This window comes from Kitasatospora sp. NPDC051702, from assembly GCF_040681575.1.
Lineage (GTDB): Bacteria > Actinomycetota > Actinomycetes > Streptomycetales > Streptomycetaceae > Kitasatospora.
Window position 1 is genome coordinate 22987 of the sequence record NZ_JBFAZB010000017.1, and the last position, 22635, is coordinate 45621.

Here is a 22635-nt window from a genome sequence, read left to right on the forward strand (position 1 = left end):
GCTCGACGGCCCCTTGTCGGTGACGCGGGCCGCATTCTCGGCGACGGCCCGGTATCGCTCCCCCGCGAGGTTCGACGACGATCCACCGCCGAATGCGCGGCACGATACTCCGGGCGCCGTTTCCCGGTCCGCCGTATTTCGCGCGGCGGCCTTCCGCGGTGCCGTGCGGAGAACACGGACGCGGTGGCCGGCGGGACCGCCGACCACCGCGTCCGCCCGCACGCGTCTACCGTGCGGGGGTGGCCACCGCTCAGACCGCCGGGAAGATCTCCGCGTCCGGCTTCAGCAGCTGGCCCGGCTGCGGCGCGGTGCCGTCCACCAGGTAGCGGGTGACGAGCGCGTTCAGGGCCTTGCTGCGGCCGACGGCGCAGTGCTCGATCGAGTCCACGCTCACCAGCACGGCGTTGCCCAGCTCCTGCTGCATCCGCTGGGCGAACTTGTACTGGGTGGCCGGGTCGTAGAGGTTCCCGATCACCATCACGGTGTTCGAGGTCTTCTTGTTCCACGGGCCGGTGAAGCGCTCGGCGTCCCGGGCCGGGGCCGGCCAGCTCGCGCAGGCCGGCGCGTCGAAGGCCTGGTAGCGGCCGAAGGTCGGCGAGGCCTTCTCCCAGGCCTTGGCCACGTTGGCGAAGGTCCGGTCGTTCGACGGGTACGGCTTGTCCTGGCAGTTGACGCCCATGTAGGAGTCGTCGGCGGTGTACTCGGAGTCCGCCGGAGCCTCCCGCAGCGCCCGCGGCGCGTTGACCGCGAGCAGGTTGGCGTCGTCGTCCGCGACGTTCGCCTTCGGCGCCACCAGGGCGGCCGCGGCCGGCTTCTGGGTCAGCTGGTAGGTCGCCTGCAGCGACTTCGCCAGCGGCGCCAGCTTGGCCTGCGAGTACAGCGCGCTGGCCACCTCGCTGGTGAAGGTGCTCAGCGTCACCTGGCTGCCGTTGGGCAGGTTGACCGGGCTGGTCCGCAGGTGGTCGCGCAGCTGGTCGAACTTGGCCCGGGTGTCGCCCTCGCCGAAGGCGCAGCGCGGGGCACCGGCCGCCTGGCAGCGCTTCAGGAACTCGTCCAGGGCCAGCTCGAAGCCGCCCGCCCGCTGCCGATCGTACTCGAGGCCGTCGTGCAGGCGCAGGTCGGGGTCGACGTTGCCGTCGACGATGATCGCGCGCACCTTGTTCGGGTACATGTTGGCGTAGGTCGAGCCGATCAGGGTGCCGTAGGAGAAGCCGGCGAAGGTGAGCTTGGAGTCACCGACGGCGCGGCGCATCCGGTCCAGGTCGCGCACCACGTTGATGGTCGACATGTGCTCGATCAGCGGGCCGGCGTTCTTGCTACACGCGTCGGTGTAGTCCTGGTCGGCGTCCAGCGTCTCGGCGATCTCGGCCTTGGTGACCGGCACGCCGACCATGCGGTTGTTGACCGCGTCGGCGTCCTCCTGGGTCTTGAAGCACTTGAGCGGGTTGCTCCGGGCCACACCGCGCGGGTCGAAGCCGACCAGGTCGAACCGGGACTGCACCTCGGTGCCGAAGCGCGTCGTGGTCGCCCACAGGTAACCGCTGCCGCCGGGGCCGCCGGGGTTGAGGAACAGCGAGCCGATCCGCTTCGACGGGTCGCTCGCGCGCCGCCGCATCATCGCGATGCCGACCTTCTCACCGGACGGGTTGTCGTAGTCCAGCGGCACGGGGTAGACGGCACAGTCGTAGATGCCCGGGTCCGGCTTGGTCGGATCCGGGTTGCACGGGGTCCAGTTGACAGGGTCGACCTTCGCCTCGGCCGCCGCACCGGGTATCTGGTCGATCGGTGCCGCCGACGCCGCGACGGCGGTTCCGGTGACGAGGGCGAGGGCGCAGGTGACTGCTCCGGCCAGCGTGGATATACGGGACAAGGAACCTCCTCCGTACTGAAAAGGGCGGCCCCAGCCTGTCAGTCTGAGAAGTCCGTGTGAAGACCTGGAAGCACCGCAAATCTTTTGCGCACCACCCCTTAGGGCGCCCGATTATTCTGTGAATGGCGCAACTTGACGGTTGATTGACCTGATGATGACTCAGCCGACCGACCGTCAGCGATCGCCGCGGGCGGCCGCTCGGCGGAGCTCGGCCCTCCTCCCCGACGCGCCGGACGGCCGGACGCGCCCCGGCGTCCGGCCGTCCGTGGGGCGGCGCCTCCCGGGCGGCCGCCGTCCCGTCAGGTCAGGATCAGGATCAGGATCAGGATCAGGCGAGCGTCGCCGCCAGCAGCTCGGCGGTGGCGGCGACCAGCGGTTCGTCCGCCCCCGCGGTGGCGTCGCGCTTCGTGGAGAGGACCGCCAGGACGATCGGCGCGCGGCCGGGCGGCCAGGTGAGGCCCACGTCGTTGGTGGTGCCGTAGCTGCCGGTGCCCGTCTTGTCCGCGAGGACCCAACCCGCGGGCAGCCCGGCCCCGAAGCGCTTGCCGCTGGTGGTGTTGCCCCGCAGCCACCCGGTCAGGCGCTGCCGGTCCGGCCCGTCGAGGGCGTCCCCGAGAGCGAGCCGCGCGTAGGTCCGGCCGAGCGCCCGCGGGCTCGAGGTGTCCGTCACCCGCCCCGGCTCCGCCGAGTTCAGGGCGGGCTCCCACCGGTCGAGCCGGGTCACGCCGTCCCCGATCGAGCGGCAGAAGCGGGTCACCGCGTCCGGTCCGCCGAGTTCCCGGAGCAGGAGGTTGGCCGCCGCGTTGTCGCTGTGGTCGATGGCCGCGGCGCACAGCGCGGCCACGGTCATGCCGCCGGCGAGGTTCTCGGGCAGGCCGGTCACCGGGCCGTAGCCGGAGTCCGCGACGTCCTGCGCGGTGTAGGTGATCGTCTCGGCGAGGAACTCGCCGTCGCGGTCGAGGTCCCGCAGCACCGCGGCCACCGCGACGGTCTTGAAGGTCGAGCACATCGGGAACAGCTCGTCGGCCCGGTACGACACCGTCCGGCCGGTGCCGGTGTCGTGCGCGAAGACCCCCAGCCGCGCGGAGTGCGCCTGTTCCAGGGCGCGCAGCCGCCGCCCGACCGCGTCCCCGTCCGCGTTCCCGTTCCCGTCCACGCCCCGGGCGAACGCCCGGCCGCCGGTGGGGAGGGCGACGGCGAGGGCCGCCGCGGCCGCCCCGGTGAGAACGCCGCGCCGGCTCGCACTCGAATTCATCCCTGTCTCCCGCTGTCCTCGTCGCCACCGGGCGCGGTGTCCGGGTGCCCGCAGGGCCGTTCACGCCCGTCGGCCGGGCCCGGTCCACGCCCGTTCGTCCCCTGTCGAGACGCGACGCGGCGCCGATCCGTTCCCGTACGACTCGATCCCGCTCCCCCGCACGCCGCCCGGGCCGTGCGGTGAACTCCGGCGGACCACGGTGAACTCCGGCGGACCCCGGGGGCCCGCGACGGGCTCAGGAGAGCATGGCGACCCGGTACTGCATGATCCGGTAGTTCGTCGGGTCGTACCACTGGCTGACGACGATGTGGAAGTCCCCGAACGTCGAGCCGGGGACGACGAAGCCGCCGTACGGGCTGGCGACGAGGTTGCCGACCTCCTGCCCCGGGGTACCGGGGAGGATCATGGTCTGCTCCAGCGTCCTGGTCAGGTCCGAGGTCGGGAGGGGGAAGACCATCGCCCTGATCGACAGCGGGGCCGTGTTCAGCCAGGTCAGGACGTACTTGCCGTCCATCGCGCGGAAGCACGTCTCGCCCCACCTGCGGGTGCCGAGGACGGTCGTCGGGGCGGGCGCGCCCCACCTCCACCCGCCGTCGGCGAAGCCCCACGGCTCGTAGGCGCCCGGATCGCCGAGGCCGTCCTGCCGCACCCGGTGCAGCAGCATCCCCGACTCCACCTCGCGGTTGAAGACCGTGGACAGGACGTAGCAGTAGCCGTCGTCGGCCACGGCGTACGTCTTCTGCTGGAACTGACCTCCGTACAGGTCGCCCGGCCACTGGCAGAGGTACTCCCAGGTCTCGCCGTTGTCGGTGGAGCGCCAGAAGTCGGTGTGGTGGGTGTCGTAGATGACGCCGCGCATGAGGTGCATGTACAGCACGCCGTCGACGACGAAGACGTCGGACGGGATCGCCGTGGTGAACCCGTCGCCGACGGGGTTGTGCGGCTCGTCGACGAGGCTGTTCGCGTGGCCGCCGCCGACGCTGCCGTCGATGCGCAGGTTGTTCGGGTCCGCGCTGCTGGAGCGCAGGCCGACCGGGGCCCGCCAGTCGGCCGAGCCGACCCGGTCGCCGTCGAAGGTGTCGCCGCAGACGAAGAGCATGGTGCCGTCCGGGCAGCGCACGGGGATCCCGAGGTCGGTCCACGGCGCGGCGAACGGACCGGTCTCGACGGGGCCGCTGAGGTTCTTCACCTTGACGGCGATGGTCGGGCCCGTCGGGTCGTTGGGGCCGCCGGCGAGCGCCGCGGGGGCGCCGGAGCCGAGGGCCCCGGCCCCCACCGCGACGCCGATGCCGATCTTGAGCAGCCCGCGGCGGGAGGGCCCGCCGGCCGGTGCGTCGTTGCTGTCCGAGGAGCGTGTCATTCTGTCGACGACCCTTCCGGTGCGGCGAGTTCGGGCGGCTCCGAACCGGATCGCGCAACTCGTCGCGCCGGGTCGGCACTCGAGGCTACGGCGCCCGCCCGCCACTGCGTCGCCCGGTGGACGAACCTTCACCCGAATCGGGGACACCCCGCGGACCGGGGTCCGGAGGGGGCCGCCGCCCTCGCCTCACTCCTGCCCCGGGTCCGGTCCTCGACGGCGGTCTCCGGGGCGTTGTACGCGGTCTCCGGAGCGTTGTGCGCGGACGCGACGCGCGTACCCCACCGCCACCGCCCGCCGACCGTCCCCCATGGTGACCGATCCGACGCACCGCCGGAGGCCCTCCGTGGCGTGCCGGTGGGCCCGCCCGGCCACCGCGTCGACCGCCACCGCCTCCCCCTCGACCGGAGGTCCGGACCGGACCCGAACAGACCCTGACGGCACCGGAGTTCGCCGACGGCGGCGGCACGGGCCCTGGCGGTCTCGCACTGACCGCCGCGGCGGGCGCTGCGGTCGAGGCCGTCACCCCCGGGCTTGACCGGATATCTGATTAGGCGCCATACTACTTCCATGACGCAGCACCCCGGCACCGGCACCGGCGCTCCCACCCTGGACCAGGCACGCCGCCAGATCGCCCGCTACGGCCTGACGGCCGACCCGCAGGCCGTCCTGGTGGCGGCCCGGCTGATGGCGGCGGGCGCCCGGATCGGCCAGGCCGGGGAGGTGCACTTCGCCCGCTTCGGGCTCTCCACCGGCCGCTACCGCCTGCTGGCCGATCTGGAGGACCACGGCGGCGAGAAGTCGCCCTCCCAGCTCGCGGCGAGCCTCGGCGTCTCCCGGGCGACCGTCACCGGCCTGGTCGACGGCCTGGAACGGGAGGGCCTGGTGGCCCGCCGCCCGTCGACCGAGGACGGCCGCGGCAACGTGGTGGTCCTCACCGCGCGCGGCGCGCAGAAGCTGCGCGACCTGGCCCCGGAGCACTTCACCCGGATGCAGGCCCTGGTCGGCGACCTCTCGGTCGAGGAGCGCACCGTCTTCCTCGACCTGCTGGCCCGGGTGGTCGCGGGTGCCGACGCGCTGACCGCGGACTGACCGGACCGGCCACCCGGACCCGACGGACCGAACCGGCCGAACCGGCCCCGGCCGCGCCGGCCCGGGCCGACCCGGCGGGCCCCCTCGGGCGGCCCGCCCTTTTCACGCCCCAATAGTTAGGCACCTAATCAATAATGGCCAGGCAGCCCATCACCCCGAGGAGTCACCCGTGAACAAGAAGGCACCCGCGAGCAAGAAGGCACCCGGCGCGCCGCCGCCGTTCACCCTGTGGCGCGAGGTCCTGGTCTCGTACGCGATGCCCGCCGTGACGGCCGGCATCGGCGGGGCCGTCTCCCGGCAGCCGGAGCTGGTGGTCGCCGCGGCCACCACGATCGGCGGCACCTCCGCCCTCGTGGCGGCCCTGGTCGGCGCCGCGCTGCGCAGGCGGCCCGCGCACTCCTGGACCCGCCGGCCGCCGCGCGCCCTGCTGGCCGCACTGTTCGCCCTGCCCGCCACCGCGCTCGCCCTGGCCGTCGGCCTGGCCGCCGCGCACTGGCTGCCCCAGCTGCCGGCGCTGGCCGACAGCCCGTGGCCCGGCCGCCTCCCGGTCGACCTGCCGCTCTCCTCGGCGATCGCGACCACCGTGATCACCTGGCGATGGCGCGGCAGCCGCCCGGCCCGGCCCCCGCAGCACCGGATCCCCACCCACCCCCAGCCCGAAGGACAGACCTCATGATCGTCATCATGGGCGCCGGCGGCGCCACCGGCGGCGCCACCCTGCGCAGCCTCGCCCACCTCGGCGTGCCGACCCGCGCGCTCAGCCGCGACCCCGCCCGGCTCGCCGCCGGTCTCGACGACCGCACCCTGGCGCTCACCGAGACGGCCCACGCCGACGCCGCCGATCCGGACTCGCTGCGCGAGGCCTTCCGCGGCGCCCACCAGCTGTTCCTCACCATGGCGAACGGCCCGCTCCAGCTGGAGCACGAGCTGACCGCCATCGAGGTGGCGCTGGAGAGCGGCGTGGAGCACGTCGTCAAGGTCTCCGCACCCGCCGCCGAGCCGGACTCCCCGGTCGCGGTCTCCCGCGGCCACCACCTGGTCGAGGAGCGGCTGCGCGCCTCCGGCGCCACGGCGACCGTGCTGCGGCCCTACGCGTTCATGCAGAAGCTGCTGCTCCTGGCCCCCGGGATCGCCGCGGCCGGGGTGGTGCACGGCGCCCTCGGCCAGGCCCGCTGCAACTACGTCGACGTCCGGGACATCGGCGACGCCGCCGCCGAGGTGCTCACCCGCCCGGAGCTGGCCGGCCGGACGTACCCGCTCACCGGCGGCCGGGCGTACGGCTACCCGGAGCTCACCGCACTGCTGGGCCGCCTGCTCGACCGGCCGGTGCAGTACGTGGACCTGACCCCGGCCGGACTGTACGCCCACCTGGTCGAGCGGGGCGGGATGCCGCCCTGGCTGGCGGCCCACGTGGTGGAGATCCAGCAGCTCGCGGTGGTCCGCCCGGAGGCCCCGGACGACACCTTCGCCCGCCTGACCGGACGCCTCCCGCGTACCATGGAGGCCTTCCTCCATGAGCACCTGCACCACTTCGGCTGACCGGCCGGAGCCCACGGAGCGCCCGTCGGAAGGCCCCCTCCGGGGCCGGCCGGCGGGCGCAGCGCGGGGCATCCACCCGAAAGGAGCAGCATTCACTGTGGTGTGGATCACGATGGAGAATTCGATCTGACGATCCGTCAATTCGACTGACGCGTCGTCACATCACTCACGGTAAGCCTCAGTTGTTGACTGACGAAGCGTCAGATTCGGCCAGTTCCAGCCCAGTTGGGTCGAGTGTCGACCCAGACGGATCGTCCGGGGCAGGACTACCATCGGTCGGGTTGTCCGCTCCGGCCCCGGAGTGGGGTCACCCGACCGGGTGAGTTCTCCCACCGCCCCCCAGGCCGGACATCGGTCGGAACGGGGCGAGGACGAGGAGCGCACGGCTGTCATGACCGCTGAACCGAACCATCCGGAGCAGTACGCCACGCCGCCCCGCACCCTGCCGGAACGAGCCGTGCTGCCGGGCCGCCCGGCCCCCGCACCGCGCACCCTGGTCGACGTCCTGGACGCCACCGTCCGGGCCCACCCCAACGAGCCGGCCCTGGACGACGGGCGCCGCGTGCTCAGCTACCGCGCCCTGGTCACCGAGGTCGAGCAGCTGCGCCGCCGGCTGGCCGCCGCCGGGATCGGCCCCGGCGACCGGGTCGGCGTGCGGGTGCCCTCCGGCACCAACGACCTGTACGTCTCCATCCTGGCCGTGCTCGCCGCCGGCGCCGCCTACGTCCCGGTGGACGCCGAGGACCCGGACGAGCGCGCCCAGCTGGTCTTCGGGGAGGCCGGGGTGGCCGCGGTGCTCGGCGCCGACCGCGCCCTCAGCGTCACCACGGAGCGCGCACCCGCCGACGACCGCCTCCCCGCCCCGGCCGACGACGCCTGGATCATCTTCACCTCCGGCTCCACCGGCCGCCCCAAGGGCGTGGCCGTCACCCACCGCAACGCCGCCGCCTTCGTCGACGCCGAGGCCGCGCTCTTCCTCCAGGACGAGCCGATCGGCCCCGGCGACCGGGTGATGGCCGGCCTGTCCGTCGCCTTCGACGCCTCCTGCGAGGAGATGTGGCTGGCCTGGCGGCACGGCGCCTGCCTGGTGCCCGTCCCGCGCTCCCAGGTGCGCAGCGGCGCCGACCTCGGCCCGTGGCTGGCCGAGCAGGAGATCACCGTCGTCTCCACCGTCCCCACCCTGGCCGCGCTCTGGCCCGCCGAGTCCCTCAACGAGGTCCGGCTGCTGATCTTCGGGGGCGAGGCCTGCCCGCCCGAACTGGTCCAGCGGCTGGTCACCGAGGGTCGCGAGGTGTGGAACACCTACGGCCCCACCGAGGCCACCGTGGTCGCCTGCGCCGCCCTGCTGACCGGTGAGGGCCCGGTGCGGATCGGCCTGCCGCTGGACGGCTGGGACCTCGCCGTGGTCGACGAGGCCGGCGAGCCGGTCGAGGCCGGCGGCACCGGCCAGCTGGTGATCGGCGGGGTCGGTCTGGCCCGCTACCTCGACCCGGAGAAGGACGCCGAGAAGTACGCCCCGCTGCCCTCGCTCGGCTGGGAGCGCGCCTACCGCAGCGGGGACCTCGTCCAGGCCGACCCGGCCGGCCTGCTCTTCCTCGGCCGCACCGACGAGCAGATCAAGCTCGGCGGACGCCGGATCGAGCTCGGCGAGGTGGACGCCGCCCTGCAGGCCCTGCCCGCCGTGGCCGGCGCGGCCGCCGCCGTGCGCACCGCGCGCGGCGGAAACCAGCTGCTGGTCGGCTACCTGGTCGTCCAGGAGGGCTTCGACCGCGAGCAGGCCGTCGAACGGCTGCGGGCCGAGCTGCCGGCGGCCCTGGTGCCGCTGCTCGCCCCGGTCGACAGCCTGCCCACCCGCACCTCCGGCAAGGTCGACCGCAACGCCCTGCCCTGGCCGCTGCCCGAGCTGGAGACCACCGGCCGGAGCGAGCAGCTGTACGGCACCGAAGCCTGGCTGGCCGAGCAGTGGTCCGAGATCCTCGGCGTGACGGTCGGCGGCCCGCGCGACGACTTCTTCGCCATCGGCGGCGGCAGCCTGGCCGCCGCCCGGCTCACCACCCTGCTGCGCACCCGGTACCCGAACGCCGCCGTGCTGGACGTCTACCAGAACCCCACGCTGCGCAAGCTCGCCCGGCACCTGGAGCGCACCGCCGCCGAGAGCGGCGAGACCCGCACCGTCACCCTGGTCCCCACCCGGGCCAAGCTGCTGCAGCTGCTCCTGCTGATCCCGCTGTTCACCGTGGTCGGCCTGCGCTGGACGGTGGCCCTGCTGGCCGCCGGGAACCTGCTCTCCCACCTCGGCGACTACCCGTGGGCCCCCACCGCCTCCTGGTGGGCGGTCGGCGCGGGCGCCCTCGCGCTATACACCCCGGCGGGCCGGCTGGCGATCGCGGCCGGCGGCGCCCGGCTGCTGCTGCACGGGCTGCGCCCGGGCAGCTTCCCCCGCGGCGGCGGCGTCCACCTGCGGCTCTGGGCCGCCGAGCGGCTCGCCGAGCTCAGCGGCGCCACCTCGCTCTCCGGCGCGTGGCTGGTGCGCTACGCCCGCGCGCTGGGCGCCAAGGTCGCGCCCGAGGTGGACCTGCACTCGCTGCCGCCGGTCACCGGGATGCTGAAGCTGGGCCGCGGCTGCGCGGTCGAGTCCGAGGTGGACCTGTGCGGCTACTGGCTGGACGGCGACCGCCTGGAGGTCGGCCAGGTCAAGGTCGGCTCCGGCGCCGTCGTCGGCACCCGCTCGACCCTGCTGCCCGGCGCCCGGGTCGGCAAGCACGCCCAGGTCGTGGCCGGCTCCAGCGTCACCGGCCAGGTGCCCACCGGCCAGCGCTGGGGCGGCGCGCCCGCCGTCAAGCTGGGCCGCGCCGAGCGGGCCTGGCCCAAGGAGCGCCCGCACCGCCGGGCCCGCTGGGCCGCGCTGTACGGCGCGGCCGGCACCGCGGTCGGCCTGCTCCCGGTGCTGCCCGCGCTGGCCGCCCTCGCCGTCCTGTCCGGCTTCGTCCAGCAGGGCGGCGACCTCGGCACGGCCCTCGGCGACGCCCTGCTCGGCCTGCTGCCGGCCACGCTGGCCTTCGGCGCGGTGTACGCCGCGCAGCTGGTGGCCGCCGTCCGCGTGCTGAGCATCGGCCTCACCCCCGGCGTGCACCCGTTGCACGGCCGGATCGGGTGGCAGGCCTGGACCGTCACCCAGCTGATGGACCGGGCCCGGGAGGTGCTGTTCCCGCTCTACGCCGGGCTGGTCACGCCGCTGTGGCTGCGGGCGCTCGGGATGCGCGTCGGCCGCGGCGCCGAGGTCTCCACGGTGCTGGCCCTGCCCAGCCTGACCACCGTCGGCGACGGCGCGTTCCTGGCCGACGACACCCTGATCGCCCCGTACGAGCTGGGCGGCGGCTGGGTGCGGCTGGGCGAGGCGAAGATCGGCGAGCGGGCGTTCCTCGGGAACTCCGGGATGACCGCGCCCGGCCGGTCGGTGCCCAAGCGCGGCCTGGTCGGCGTGCTCTCGGCGACCCCGGCGAAGGCCAAGAAGGGGAGCTCCTACCTGGGCATGCCGCCGATGCGGCTGCCCCGGGCCGCGGACCAGTCCGACCAGAGCCTCACCTACGAGCCGCCGGCCCGGCTGCTCTGGGCGCGCGGGCTGGTCGAGCTGGGCCGGCTGCTGCCGGTGCTGGCCTCGGGGGCGCTCGGACTCGTCACCGCCGCGGCGCTGTCGCGGCTGTCCGCCGCGTGGTCGGTGGGCGCGGCCGCGCTGCTGTCCGGCCTGGTGCTGCTGGCCGCCGGCACGGTGGCCTGCCTGGTCGCGGTGGCCGCGAAGTGGCTGCTGGTCGGCCGCTTCCGGGCCGTGGAGCACCCGCTGTGGAGCGGCTTCGTCTGGCGCAACGAGCTCGCGGACACCTTCGTCGAGGTGCTGGCGGTGCCGTGGCTGGTCGGCGCGGTGCCGGGCACCCCGGTGCTCAACCTCTGGCTGCGGGCGCTCGGTGCCCGGGTCGGGCGCGGCGTGTGGTGCGAGAGCTACTGGCTGCCGGAGGCGGACCTGGTCACCCTCGGGGACGGCGTGAGCATCAACCGGGGCTGCGTGGTGCAGACCCACCTCTTCCACGACCGGATCATGCGGATGGATACTGTGGTCCTCCGCGAGGGCGCCACCCTGGGCCCGGGCGGGATCGTGCTGCCCGGCAGCACGGTCGGCGCGCGCAGCACGCTGGGCCCGGCCTCGCTGGTGATGCGCGCCGAGTCCGTCCCCGCCGACACGCGGTGGCTGGGCAACCCCATCGAGGCGTGGCAGACCACGTCGTGACCACCCGTCCCGGCCCTCAGGAAGCGCACGTCCCCGTGAAGTCCAAGCACGTCCCGGCGGCCGCCGGCACCCCGGACCCGTACTTCCCGCAGAGCGGGGACCACCGCTACCGGGTCCACCGCTACGAGCTGGCGCTGGACTACCGGCCCGGGCCGAACCGGCTGGCCGCCTCGGCCCGGCTCAGCGCCGTGGCGGACACCGGCCTCGCGGAGTTCGCGCTCGACCTCGCCGACTTCCGGATCGGCCGGGTGCTGGTGGACGGCCGGGTCGCGCGCTACACCCACCGCGGCGGCAAGCTGCGGATCCGCCCGGCCAAGGCGCTGGCGGCGGGCGCGGCGTTCACCACCGAGGTGCACTACACCGGGAACCCGCGGCCGGTGCGCAGCCCCTGGGGCGGCCTGGGCTGGGAGGAGCTGACCGAGGGCGCGCTGGTGGCCAGCCAGCCGGTCGGCGCGCCGTCCTGGTTCCCGTGCAACGACCGGCCCGCCGACAAGGCGACGTACCAGATAGCGGTCACCACGCCGTCCCCGTTCACCGTGGTGGCCGGTGGCCGGCTGCTCACCCGCACCACCCGCGCGTCCAGCACCACCTGGGTCTACGAGCAGAGCGCGCCGACCTCCACGTACCTGGTGACGGTGTCGATCGGCCACTACCGGCCGGTGCCGCTGGCCGCCCGCCCGTCCGTGCCGCAGACCGGGTACGTCCCGGACCGGCTGGTCCCCGCCTTCACCCGGGACTTCGGCCGCCAGCCGGAGATGCTGGCGTACTTCACCGAGGTGTTCGGGCCGTACCCGTTCGGCGAGTACGCGGTGGTGGTCGCGGACGAGGAGCTGGACGTCCCGGTGGAGGCGCAGGGCGTCTCCACCTTCGGGACCAACCACCTCGGCGGCGGCTGGGAGCGCGAGCGGCTGATCGCCCACGAGCTGTCCCACCAGTGGTTCGGCAACAGCGTGACCGTCGCGAACTGGCGGCACATCTGGCTCAACGAGGGCTTCGCCAAGTACGCGGAGTGGCTCTGGTCCGAGCACGCCGGCGGCCCCGTCGCCGCCACCCACGCGGCCGCCGCGCACGCCCTGCTGGCCGGGCTCCCGCAGGACCTCAGGCTGGCCGACCCGGGCCGCCGGCTGATGTTCGACGACCGGCTCTACCAGCGCGGCGGCCTCGCCGTGCACGCGCTGCGGCGGGCCCTCGGCGACGGACCGTTCTTCGCGATGCTCCGGGACTGGACCAGCGTCAACCGGCACGGCGTCGTCGGCACCGCGGACCTGCTGGCCCACGCGTCCCGGTACACCACCGCCCCGCTCGGGCCGCTCTTCGAGGCCTGGCTGCAGCGGCCCGAGCTCCCGCCGCTGCCGGACTGACCGGCCCACCGGGGCGTCCCCGGCCGCCACCCCGATAACGAGTGGATCCCCCCGGGCGGCGTGACTAGGTTGGCTCCGTCCGGCCCGGGCCGATTCCCTCGCCCCGGGCCGGCCACCGTCCGACCGCCCTCCGCGCCGAGACCCAGGGGACCAGATGACCGACCAGCCCGACGAGCTGCTGCCGACCACCCGGCGCGCCCTCCTGCACCACATCGCCGTCGCCCAGGCCGAGGGCCGCACGCCCTCCCTGGTCGCCGGAGTGGTCCGGGACGGCCGGCTGGTGTGGAGCGGCGCCCGCAGCATGGTCGACGGGCACGCGCCGACCCCGGACGTCCAGTTCCGGATCGGCTCGATCAGCAAGACCTTCGTCGCCGTCCTGGTGCTGCGGCTGCGCGACGAGGGCCTGCTCGACCTCGCCGACCCGCTCGGCCGTCACCTGCCGGGCACCCCCGCCGACGGCGCCACCGTCGCCCAGCTGCTCGCGCACTCCGCCGGGATCGCCGCCGAGACCCCCGCCCCCTGGTGGGAGCGGACCGACGGCGCGCTGCGCCCCGCCCTCGGCGACCTGCTGGAGCCCGACGGCGCCCACAAGCACCCGGCCGGGCGCCGGTTCCACTACTCCAACCCCGGGTACGCGCTGCTCGGCGCCCTGGTCGAGCGGCTGCGCGGCGAGCCCTGGGGCGAGGTGCTCCGTCGCGAGGTGCTGGAACCGCTCGGCATGGACCGCACCACCCTGCTGCCGGAGCACCCGCACGCCGGGGGCTTCGCCGTCCACCCCTGGGCCGACGTCATGCTGCCGGAGCCGCTCACCGACACCGGGCTGATGGGCCCGGCCGGCCAGCTCTGGTCCACCCTCACCGACCTGGCCCGCTGGGCCGCCTTCCTCGCCGCCGGCGACGACAAGGTGCTCGCCGCCGCCACCGTCGCCGAGATGCGCCGGCCCGCCGTCGGCCCCGACGACGCCGACTGGACGTACTCCTACGGCCTCGGCCTGCAACTGCGCCGCCACGAGGGCCGGGTGCTGTACGGCCACTCCGGCTCGATGCCCGGCTTCACCGCCGGACTCTGGGTCAGCGAGGAGGACGCCCTGGCCGGGATCGCGCTGTCCAACGCCACCACCGGCGCCGCCACCACCCTGATCGCCTCACAGCTGATCACCCTCACCGCCGCGCACGAGCCCCGGCTGCCCGAGCCCTGGCGCCCGCTGTCCGAGGTCGACGAGGAGCTGCTGGCGCTCACCGGCCCGTGGTACTGGGGGACCTCGCCGCAGATCCTCCGGCTGCGCGCCGACCGCGCCCTGGAACTGGCCCCGGCCACCGGCGACGGCCGCGGCTCCCGCTTCCGCGCCGAGGCCGACGGCACCTGGACCGGCCTGGACAACTACTACGCGGGCGAGACCCTCCGGGTGGTCCGCGCGGCCGACGGCACCGTCAGCCACCTCGACCTCGGCTCCTTCGTCCTCACCCGCGCGCCCTACGGCCCCGCGGACGCCGTCCCGGGCGGGGTCGACCCGGCGGGCTGGCAGGCGTACTAGGACGGGTCGTGGACAGCCCCGGGGCACCGCGCCCCGGGGCTGTCCACCCATGCCCGGCGAGCGCCCGGTGCCCGGCAGATGACCGGGAGGCGACGGGTGGTCCCATTCAGCAGCTGCACATCTGCGCTCCGCCACGCCGCAACGTGGATGCCAACCGGCTCGGAGAGACATACGGGGACCGGTTCGCGTGCAAGCCCAGCGCCCGCGAACCGGCCCGCGCCCTGGCGACCCAGGGCGCCGCCGATCGTGCTGCCCTGGAGGGTCCGCCATGACCACCGTCCCCACGTACGCTCCGACCGCAGTCGCCCCCACCCACGATGCCCCGGCCGTGCCCGCCCCCCGCAACCGCCCGGCCCCGGCCACCGGCTACACCGTCTCCCTCGCCCGCGACGCCGACGACGTACGGGCCGCCCAGCGGCTGCGCCACCAGGTCTTCGCCGCCGAGCTCGGCGCCGTCCTGCACAGCCCGGTCGCCGGCCTGGACGTCGACCCCTTCGACGAGTACTGCGACCACCTCCTGGTGCGCGAGGGCGAGCACGGCGCCGTCGTCGGCACCTACCGGCTGCTGCGCCCCGAGGCCGCCCGCCGGGCCGGCCGGCTCTACTCCGACGGCGAGTTCGACCTCTCCGGCCTGGCGCCCGTCCGCCCGGGCCTGGTCGAGCTCGGCCGGTCCTGCATCCGCCCCGACCACCGCGGCAACGGCGCCGTCATCAACCTGATGTGGGGCGGCATCGCCCGCTACCTCGCCGACACCGGCAACACCTGGGTGGGCGGCTGCTGCTCCATCGGGCTGGAGGACGGCGGCGCCACGGCGGCCCGGGTCTGGGACACCGTCAGCGCCAAGCACCTGGCCCCGGAGCAGTACCGGGTCACGCCGCGCCGCCGCTGGGACGCCACCGGCGTGCCGCGCGCCGAGCGGGGCGCGCTGCCGGCCCTGCTCCGCGGCTACCTGCGGCTGGGGGCCTGGGTCTGCGGCGAGCCGGCGTACGACCCGCACTTCGACTGCGTCGACCTGTACGTGCTGCTGTCGCTGGAGCGGACCGACCCGCGGTACCTGCGGCACTTCCTGTCCGGGGCGGCGGGCCTGTCCGGGGCGAGCCGGTCCGGCGTCGGCCTCTCCGGGGCCGGGCTGTCCGGGGCCGGCGGTGTCTCCGGGGCGGCGGGCCCGTCCGGGGCCGGTGTCTCCCCGCTGGCGCCCTCACCACTCGGCGCGTCGGCATGAGCGTCTGGCTGCCGACGGCCACCTGCCGGCCCGAGACCTGCCTGGCCGACCCCGCGCCGGCCGTGGCCCACCCCCGGCGGGTGCTGCGGCTGACGGCCTGTCTGGTGACGGTGCTGGCCGGGGTCGTGCTCAGCCTTCCGGTCCGGCTGCTCCCGCAGGACACCCGCGACCGGCTCACCCGGTGCTGGTCGCGCCTCGTGCTGCGCGCCCTCGGGGTCACCGTGCACCTCGGGACGCCGGGCGGCGGCGTCCACCCGGGGAGCGCGGTCGGCGGCGGGACGCTCGTGGTCGCCAACCACGTGTCCTGGCTGGACATCCCGCTGATCGCGGCCGGACGGCCGGGCCGCTCGCTGGCCAAGACCGAGGTCCGGCGCTGGCCGGTGCTCGGACCGCTGGTCGCCTGGGGCGGCACCGTGTTCCTGGACCGCGACCGGCTGCGCACCCTGCCGGACACCGTGACGGCGGTGGCCGAGGTGCTGCGCTCCGGCCACCCGGTGATCGTCTTCCCGGAGGGGTCCACCTGGTGCGGGCGGGAGAGCGGCCGGTTCCGGCCCGCGCTGTTCCAGGCCGCGGTGGAGGCGGGCGCCTTCGTCCAACCGGTGACGATCCGCTACCGGCTCGCCGACGGCCGGCCGACCAGCGTGCCCGCCTTCGTCGGCGACGACGGGCTGCTCACCTCGCTCGCCCGGGTGGTCGCGGTGCGCGGCCTGGTCGCGGAGGTGACGTTCCTGCCTCCGATCCCGCCGCCGGCCGCGCCGGGGGCCGGGCTGTCGGGGGCCGGGCCGTCGGGCACCGGGCGGTCGGGGGCACGGCGGGAGCTGGCCCGTGCCGCGCAGGCGGCGGTCGAGGGCGTCCGCTGACGGCGGGGGCCCGCGCCGGTGCGGCCGGCCGGTGTTGCCGGGCGGTGCGACCGGACTGGCTTCACGGGCCGGTCCGGCCGCCCCGGCCCGGGCGGCACCCGTGCCCTGGCCCGTGGCCCGCGTCCCCGTCCGCTCGCGTCAGGTCCGCTCCCGACCGGTCGACTCCCGCCGGGACGGCGGCGTCGGGGCCCGGGCCTTCCCGCCTCACGGCCGTCAGGCCCGAGCGGCCTCGGCCGGCGCCTCCGCCTGCGCAAGCCCGCTCCCGGCCGGGGCGACCGGGCGGGCCCGGCCCAGCAGGACGGCCACCAGGACGGCGGTGACGGCGAGCGCCGCCGAACCGCAGCGCACGGCGAGGTGGATGCCGTCGATGAACGCCCCGTCCACGGCCTCCTGGACCGGGCCGGGCAGCGCCACCGCCGGACCCCCGGCGCCTCCGCCCGCCGCCCCGGCGGGTGCGTCGGCGATGGAGCCGACCGCGCCCGGCGGGACTCCGAGCCGGTGCAGGGCCGCGGTCAGGGTGTCGGTCATCCGGTTCGTCAGCACCGCGCCGAGCACGGCGATCCCGAGGACCCCGCCCAGCTCGCGCAGGGTGTTGATGGTCGCCGAGGCCATCCCGGTCTGGGCCGGGGAGACCCGCTGGAGCACCGCGATCGACACCGGGGTGAAGGTCATCCCCATCCCGAGGCCCATCGCGAACAGGGTCCACAGGTACTCCGGGTAGCGGGCGTGCTCGCCGTACAGCGACAGTCCGCCGAGGCCCGCCGCGCACAGCAGGAGGCCCAGCACCAGCGGCGGCCGCGGCCCGTGGCGGGCGGTCAGCCGGCCGGAGAGCGGGGCGGCCAGGACGATCATGCCGGTCATCGGCAGTCCGGCGTAGCCGGCGTCGGCCGGGGACCAGCCGAGCGGGCCCTGCATCAGCAGCGGCAGGAAGAACAGCGCGCCGAAGATGCCGAAGCTGACCATGAACCCGCTGAGCAGCGCGCCGCCCAGGGCGCCGTCGCGGAACAGCCTCAGCTCCAGCATCGGCTCGGCGAGGCGCAGTTCGAGCACCAGGAAGGCGACGAGCAGCAGGGCGGCCGCGGCGCCGCAGAGCAGCACCCGGGGGTCCGTCCAGCCGCGCGACGGCCCCTCGATCAGCGCGTAGACCAGCAGGCCCAGGCCCGTCGCGGAGAGGGCGAGGCCGCCGAGGTCGATCCGGCGGGCGCGCGGCGGGATGTCCGGCAGGACGCGTGCGGCGAGCACCAGGCCGAGCACGCCGATCGGCACGTTGATCCAGAAGACGCTGGCCCAGCCGAGGTGTTCGACCATCGGCCCGCCGACCACGGGCCCGATGGAGAGCCCGAGCGCCGAGACGCCGGACCACAGGCCGATGGCCTTGGCTCGCTCGCGCTCGTCGGTGAAGACGTGGCGCAGCAGGGCCAGGCTGCCCGGGGTGAGCAGCGCGGCTCCGACGCCCTGGACCATCCGGGCGCCGACCAGCGTGCCGATCGTCCCGGCGAGGGCGGCCAGCGCGGAGCCGACCGTGAAGAGCGCGAGGCCCAGCCGGAAGACCCGGGTGCGGCCGTGGCGGTCGCCCAGCGCACCGCCGGTCAGCACGAGTGCGGCGTAGACGAGGCTGTATCCCTCGGCCACCCACTGGAGGCCGCTGATCCCGGCGTCCAGGTCCTGCCCGATGCGCGGCAGGGCGTTGTTGACGATGACGTTGTCCAGCATGGACATGAACATGGTGACGCAGAGCGTCAGTAGCGCGAGCCGTTTGCGCCGGGCGCTCGACTCCTCCATGAGACCCTCCCGATCCTCGAAACCCGACAGCCGGCCCCGGCCCCGGCGCTCCGACAGCACCCGCGGCGACACCCCTAACAGTGTTAGGGGCAGGCGCGACAGGCACAGGGTGCCCCTAACGGTGTTAGATTGCAAGCGGGATTCCTGAGAGCACGGGAGGCATCCGCACCGCCATGCCGGACAACGACGACACGACACCCCCGCTGACCAGGGAGGCGCTCACCCGGGCCGCCCTACGGGTCCTCGAACGGGACGGCCTCGCCGGACTGTCGATGCGCAAGGTCGCCAGCGAGGTCGGCGTCAAGGCCGCCTCGCTCTACTGGCACGTCCGCAACAAGCAGGAACTGCTGGACCTGCTCACCGACGCCCTGATGGCCTCCGCCGAACCCCCGCCCCGCGAAGGCAGCTGGCGCGAGCAGTTCCACGAGTACTGCCGTCGCTACCGCCGCCTCCTGCTCGACAACCGCGACGCCGCCAAGGTCGTCTCCGGCCGCCTCGCCCCCGGCCCCCACCTGCTCGCCCTGATGGAGGACCAGCTCGACCGCCTCCGCACGGCCGGCTTCTCCGACGCCGACGCGGCCATGGCCACCTACCTGCTCGGCGCCTTCGTCCAGGGCTTCGTGCTCCAGGAACAGTCCCCGATCTCCGCCGCCGAGGTCCTCGGCACCAGCCGCCGCACCATCGTCGACGCCGCCGGGGACCGCTTCCGCGCCCTGCCCGCCGAGGACTTCCCCAACCTGGTCGCCCTGGCCGGCGACCTCACCGAACCCGGCATGGACGCCCGCTTCGACTTCGGCGTCCACCGCATCATCGACGGCCTCGCCACCCTGCTGCCGCCCGAACGGGCCTGACCCGACGACGGCCCGCCCGCCCACGGAGGAGCCCGCCATGCCCGGACCGCGCCCCCGCCCGGAGCCGCACCCGCACCCGCGCTCGGAGCCCTACCCGCCCTACCAGCCCTACGCGCAGGGACTGCTGGACGTCGGCGACGGCCAGCAGATCCACTGGAACGCCTCCGGCAACCCCGCCGGCCGGCCCGCCGCGGTGGTGCACGGCGGGCCCGGCTCCGGCCACCAGCCCGGCGCCCGGCGGTACTTCGACCCCGAGCGCTACCACGTCGTCCAGTTCGACCAGCGCGGCTGCGGCCGCAGCCGACCGCACGCCGCCGACCCGGCGACCGGTCTGGAGCACAACACCACCGACCGGCTGATCGCCGACATGGAGCGGCTGCGCGAACACCTCGGCATCGAGAAGTGGCTGCTGTACGGCGGCTCCTGGGGCTCCACGCTGATCCTCGCGTACGCCCAGACCCACCCCGAACGGGTCTCCGCGATCGTCATCTGCGGCGTCACCACGACCCGCCCGGAGGAGACCGACTGGCTCTACCGGGGCGTCGCCCGCTTCCTGCCCGGCCCGTGGCAGGCCTTCCGCGCGCACCTCCCCGCCGAGGACCGGGACGGTGACCTCGTCGCCGCCTACAGCCGGCTCCTCAACAGCCCCGACGAGACCGTCCGGCGCGCCGCCGCCAACGCCTGGGCCACCTGGGAGGACGCCGTCATCGCCCACGAGGCGCTCGGCAAGCCGAACGCCTACACCGACCGGCCCGACGACGACCTGATGGCCTTCACCCGCATCACCGCCCACTACTTCGCCCACGACGCCTTCCTCGCCGACGGGCAACTGCTGCGCGACGCCGGCCGCCTGGCCGGCATCCCGGGCGAGCTGATCCACGGACGCCTCGACCTCGGCTCGCCGCTCGACACCGCCTGGGAGCTCGCCCGGGCCTGGCCCGACGCCAGCCTCACCGTCGTCGACGAGTCCGGGCACACCGGCAGCCCCGCCATGCGCACGGCCGTCCTCGCCGCCCTCGAACGCTTCGCCGCCCAGGAGGACTGAGCGACGGGCCACCCGCGACCGGCCTGCCGGCTTACGGTACGCCGGGGACGACGGCGGGGGCCGGGGCCTTCGCCGCTGCGGCCCCGGCCCGGACGGCCGCCGCCACGGCGACCATCCGGTGCATCACGGCTTCCGGCACGGCCGGGTTCCCGGCCGCCTCCTCGGCGGTCCGCTCGTCCAGGAGCAGCGGCACCAGGCACGCGGTCGGCAGCGCCGGGTGCCGACGGGCCAAGGCCCGGACCGAGGCGTCGGCGTCGTCGAGCAGCCCGGCCACGGTCTCCGGCGACAACCGCGGATCCTTCGCCGCCCGGGCGCGCACCTCCCGATCGGGATCGCGGCAGAACCGCTCGGCCAGGGCCGCGGTCGAGGACGGGTCGTCGAGGGCCAGCAGGCGCAGCCTCGGCTCGGGGGCGTCCGCGAAGCGCAGCAGGTCGTGGCGCGGGAAGTTGGGGTGGTTGCGCGGCCGCCCCGGGAACGAGAACGAACCCGACCACCAGCACCACACGTCGAGCAGCACCTCCGCCGGCGCGTCCTCGCAGGACTCGCTGAGGAACAGCCGCACGGCCCGGTCCTCGTCCCGGGCCAGCCGTTCCAGCACGTCCGGTGGCAGCCGCCGTGCCCGGGCCACGCTGCGGCGGACCCAGAGCTTCGGCGAGGACGCCAACTGCCGCATGGCGTCCGGATCCTCGTGCAGCGCCGCCACCCACCACAGTGCGTACGTCCGGTGCCCGGGCTCGATCGCGGGCACGGCCTCCGCCATCGCGGCGATTTCCTCCGGCGTCGCGGGCGGCCGCGACCCGGCGCTCGGCGGCCGCTCGATCCCGACCCCGACCCGGGCCCGCCACAGCCGGTCCGCGCGCAGGTCGGCCGCCACCTCCGCCAGGGTCTCGCGGAGTGCCCCCGGAGGTCTCGCGGCCAGCAGCCGCTCCCACTGCGCGTCCGAGAGTCGACCCGAGTCCGCCGCCATGCCCCAGACCCGGCGCAGCGGATGGTCGACCGCGGCGTCCAGCACGCCCGCGGGCAGGTTCGTCCGCAGCAGGAACGCCGACGTGCCCGTGTCCAGCAGCGAGAGCAGCACCGCCTCCGGTGCCCCGGTGTTGAAGCCCAGCCCCCGCAACCACGCCCCGGCCACGCACGCCGACGGCTCCGCCCGGAACAGGCCGGCCCAGCCCCCGTCCGCGGCCGTGTCACCGACGCCACCCCCGACGGCACCCGCCGCCCGCACACCACTCATCCCCGTAGCGTAGCCACCGCGCCCGACCGCACCGGCCGCGCCGGCGGCGCCGGCAGGAGGCACCTCACGGGCCTCACGGGCCTCACGGGCCATCGCCGGGAGGGCCGTTCGAGGTCTCCGGCGGGGTGCGAACGAGGGGACCCTACGATACGAGGCATGATCGCCTATGCCCCAGCAGCCCTGTTCTTCCTGCTCTTCGGGATCGGGGTACTGCGCGACCGCCGCAGGTTCAGCAACGCCGTCCTGCTCGGGATCGCCGTGACACTGCTCTGCCTCACCCTGCTCGCCGAGCTGCGCAGGGCACCGACCCTGGTGGCGGAGGTGGCAGCCGTGGCGATCATCCTGCTCCCGGCGCTGGGCACCGTGGCACTGGTCTGGTTCCTGATCTCGAACGGCCTGACCATGATCCGCAAGGAGGGGACGCGGCCCGCCAACCTGCTGTCGCTGCTCGCCGGGGTGGGCATCCTCGGCGTCATCGCCCTGCTGGTCGCGGCCGTGGCCACCAAGTCCCCCCGTGTGGGGATCATGGCGGGAACCGCCGTACTTGTCGTCGGCTACGTCTCCTTCCTGTTCCTCTGCTTCGTCGGGTACGCGTTCCTGTACGGCCACCACCGACCGCGCCGGGACGTGGACTTCGTCGTGGTGCTGGGCTCCGGTCTGATCGGCGGCGAGCGCGTCCCGCCGCTGCTGGCCAGCCGGCTCGACCGCGGCCGTGAGGTCTACGACAAGCAGGCGGCGCGCGGGAACCCGCCCGTCCTCATCACCTCGGGCGGGCAGGGCCCGGACGAGAAGCTCCCGGAGTCCCACGCGATGGCCGACTACCTGGTCGAACGCGGTTTCCCGGCCGAGCACATCGAGCGCGAGGACCGCTCGCGCACCACCGAGGAGAACCTGCTGTTCAGCAGGGCCATCATGGAGCAGGCCAAGCCGGACTACCACTGCGTGGTGGTCACCAACAACTTCCACGCGTTCCGCGCCGCGCTGACCGCCCGCAAGACGGGCGTCAACGGGCACGTGTTCGGGTCGCCGACCGCCGCCTACTACTGGCCGAGCGCGACGATCCGGGAGTTCGCCGCCGTCTTCCTCGCCCACAAGCTGGTCAACTTCGGCATCTGCGGCCTCCTCGCGCTCTGCGGGGTCCTCGCCGCGCTCTGAACCGGCGCCGCGGTCCCGAGTGCCGTGGCCCGGAGCACCCGAGTCCCGGGCACCGAAGTCCCGCCCGTCGCCGTCCGGAGCACCGCGGTCCGGGCCGGCCGGGTGCGGGCCATGGCGGTCGGTGCCATGACGGGGCAGTGGAGGCCGGGTGGCCGTCACATGGCGTCGCGGCGGGTGGCGCGGCACGCTGCACGGC

At 75.1% G+C, this 22635-nt stretch carries 16 protein-coding genes; 11 read left to right on the forward strand and 5 right to left on the reverse strand.

Going from position 1 to position 22635, the window contains the following annotated elements; all coding sequences use genetic code 11:
• Positions 1 to 250: 250 nt before the first annotated feature.
• The 3 genes from AB0N04_RS16745 to AB0N04_RS16755 all read right to left on the reverse strand — a co-directional run bounded on the left by AB0N04_RS16745 (position 251) and on the right by AB0N04_RS16755 (position 4485).
• The gene (locus AB0N04_RS16745; RefSeq protein WP_360213765.1) at positions 251 to 1870 is read right to left on the reverse strand and encodes an alpha/beta hydrolase; all 1620 of its coding nucleotides are present in this window, start codon (positions 1868 to 1870) and stop codon (positions 251 to 253) included.
• Positions 1871 to 2198: 328 nt separating this feature from the next.
• On the reverse strand, positions 2199 to 3125 hold the full coding sequence (gene bla / locus AB0N04_RS16750) for a class A beta-lactamase (RefSeq protein WP_360213763.1): 927 nt from the start codon (positions 3123 to 3125) through the stop codon (positions 2199 to 2201).
• 235 nt (positions 3126 to 3360) lie between these two features.
• Positions 3361 to 4485, reverse strand: a complete 1125-nt coding sequence (locus AB0N04_RS16755; RefSeq protein ID WP_360213761.1) for a DUF4185 domain-containing protein — start codon at positions 4483 to 4485, stop codon at positions 3361 to 3363.
• A 567-nt stretch (positions 4486 to 5052) separates the two neighbouring features.
• Between AB0N04_RS16755 and AB0N04_RS16760 the strand changes: the two genes are divergently transcribed.
• The 8 genes from AB0N04_RS16760 (at position 5053) to AB0N04_RS16795 (ending at position 16372) form a co-directional block, all read left to right on the forward strand.
• Entirely contained in the window at positions 5053 to 5574 is a 522-nt protein-coding gene (locus AB0N04_RS16760) for a MarR family transcriptional regulator (RefSeq protein ID WP_360213759.1), read from the forward strand.
• A 169-nt stretch (positions 5575 to 5743) separates the two neighbouring features.
• Complete coding sequence (locus AB0N04_RS16765) at positions 5744 to 6250, forward strand: hypothetical protein (protein WP_360213757.1); 507 nt, start codon at positions 5744 to 5746, stop codon at positions 6248 to 6250.
• On the forward strand, positions 6247 to 7113 hold the full coding sequence (locus tag AB0N04_RS16770) for an NmrA family NAD(P)-binding protein (RefSeq protein WP_360213755.1): 867 nt from the start codon (positions 6247 to 6249) through the stop codon (positions 7111 to 7113). The genes AB0N04_RS16765 and AB0N04_RS16770 overlap by 4 nt, the downstream gene beginning before the upstream one ends.
• 391 nt (positions 7114 to 7504) lie before the next feature.
• A complete protein-coding gene (locus AB0N04_RS16775; RefSeq protein ID WP_360213753.1) occupies positions 7505 to 11395 on the forward strand; it encodes a Pls/PosA family non-ribosomal peptide synthetase in 3891 nt (1296 codons plus the stop codon).
• Between the two features lie 35 nt (positions 11396 to 11430).
• The gene (locus AB0N04_RS16780; RefSeq protein ID WP_360213751.1) at positions 11431 to 12756 is read left to right on the forward strand and encodes a M1 family metallopeptidase; all 1326 of its coding nucleotides are present in this window, start codon (positions 11431 to 11433) and stop codon (positions 12754 to 12756) included.
• 154 nt (positions 12757 to 12910) lie between these two features.
• Positions 12911 to 14290 (forward strand): serine hydrolase domain-containing protein, encoded by a 1380-nt coding sequence (locus AB0N04_RS16785; protein WP_360213749.1) that lies wholly within the window; start codon positions 12911 to 12913, stop codon positions 14288 to 14290.
• A 268-nt stretch (positions 14291 to 14558) separates the two neighbouring features.
• A complete protein-coding gene (locus tag AB0N04_RS16790) occupies positions 14559 to 15512 on the forward strand; it encodes a GNAT family N-acyltransferase (RefSeq protein WP_360213747.1) in 954 nt (317 codons plus the stop codon).
• On the forward strand, positions 15509 to 16372 hold the full coding sequence (locus tag AB0N04_RS16795; RefSeq protein ID WP_360213745.1) for a lysophospholipid acyltransferase family protein: 864 nt from the start codon (positions 15509 to 15511) through the stop codon (positions 16370 to 16372). Before AB0N04_RS16790 ends, AB0N04_RS16795 begins: the two co-directional genes overlap by 4 nt.
• A 213-nt stretch (positions 16373 to 16585) precedes the next feature.
• On the opposite strand, the gene AB0N04_RS16800 is transcribed toward AB0N04_RS16795, so the two are convergent.
• Entirely contained in the window at positions 16586 to 18154 is a 1569-nt protein-coding gene (locus AB0N04_RS16800; protein ID WP_360213743.1) for an MFS transporter, read from the reverse strand.
• Between the two features lie 173 nt (positions 18155 to 18327).
• Here AB0N04_RS16800 and AB0N04_RS16805 point away from each other — a divergent pair, with 173 nt between their 5' ends.
• Entirely contained in the window at positions 18328 to 19005 is a 678-nt protein-coding gene (locus AB0N04_RS16805) for a TetR/AcrR family transcriptional regulator C-terminal domain-containing protein (protein WP_360213741.1), read from the forward strand.
• A gap of 37 nt (positions 19006 to 19042) precedes the next feature.
• Positions 19043 to 20050, forward strand: coding sequence for a prolyl aminopeptidase (gene pip, locus AB0N04_RS16810; protein ID WP_360213739.1), 1008 nt, complete (start codon positions 19043 to 19045; stop codon positions 20048 to 20050).
• A 31-nt stretch (positions 20051 to 20081) separates the two neighbouring features.
• On the opposite strand, the gene AB0N04_RS16815 is transcribed toward pip, so the two are convergent.
• Positions 20082 to 21284: a hypothetical protein gene (locus AB0N04_RS16815; RefSeq protein ID WP_360213737.1), complete on the reverse strand. Its 1203-nt coding sequence runs from the start codon at positions 21282 to 21284 to the stop codon at positions 20082 to 20084.
• A 156-nt stretch (positions 21285 to 21440) separates the two neighbouring features.
• On the opposite strand from AB0N04_RS16815, the gene AB0N04_RS16820 reads away from it, so the two are divergent.
• Positions 21441 to 22439: a YdcF family protein gene (locus AB0N04_RS16820; protein WP_360213735.1), complete on the forward strand. Its 999-nt coding sequence runs from the start codon at positions 21441 to 21443 to the stop codon at positions 22437 to 22439.
• Positions 22440 to 22635: the final 196 nt, after the last annotated feature.

Coding starts and splice junctions, on each gene's coding strand:
- AB0N04_RS16800 (WP_360213743.1), bottom strand. CDS start 18,154: ATGGAGGAGTCGAGCGCCCGGCGCAAACGGCTCGCGCTACTGACGCTC.
- AB0N04_RS16785 (WP_360213749.1), top strand. CDS start 12,911: ATGACCGACCAGCCCGACGAGCTGCTGCCGACCACCCGGCGCGCCCTC.
- AB0N04_RS16755 (WP_360213761.1), bottom strand. CDS start 4,485: ATGACACGCTCCTCGGACAGCAACGACGCACCGGCCGGCGGGCCCTCC.
- AB0N04_RS16790 (WP_360213747.1), top strand. CDS start 14,559: ATGACCACCGTCCCCACGTACGCTCCGACCGCAGTCGCCCCCACCCAC.
- AB0N04_RS16775 (WP_360213753.1), top strand. CDS start 7,505: ATGACCGCTGAACCGAACCATCCGGAGCAGTACGCCACGCCGCCCCGC.
- AB0N04_RS16805 (WP_360213741.1), top strand. CDS start 18,328: ATGCCGGACAACGACGACACGACACCCCCGCTGACCAGGGAGGCGCTC.
- AB0N04_RS16820 (WP_360213735.1), top strand. CDS start 21,441: ATGATCGCCTATGCCCCAGCAGCCCTGTTCTTCCTGCTCTTCGGGATC.
- AB0N04_RS16760 (WP_360213759.1), top strand. CDS start 5,053: ATGACGCAGCACCCCGGCACCGGCACCGGCGCTCCCACCCTGGACCAG.
- pip (WP_360213739.1), top strand. CDS start 19,043: ATGCCCGGACCGCGCCCCCGCCCGGAGCCGCACCCGCACCCGCGCTCG.
- bla (WP_360213763.1), bottom strand. CDS start 3,125: ATGAATTCGAGTGCGAGCCGGCGCGGCGTTCTCACCGGGGCGGCCGCG.
- AB0N04_RS16815 (WP_360213737.1), bottom strand. CDS start 21,284: ATGAGTGGTGTGCGGGCGGCGGGTGCCGTCGGGGGTGGCGTCGGTGAC.
- AB0N04_RS16770 (WP_360213755.1), top strand. CDS start 6,247: ATGATCGTCATCATGGGCGCCGGCGGCGCCACCGGCGGCGCCACCCTG.
- AB0N04_RS16795 (WP_360213745.1), top strand. CDS start 15,509: ATGAGCGTCTGGCTGCCGACGGCCACCTGCCGGCCCGAGACCTGCCTG.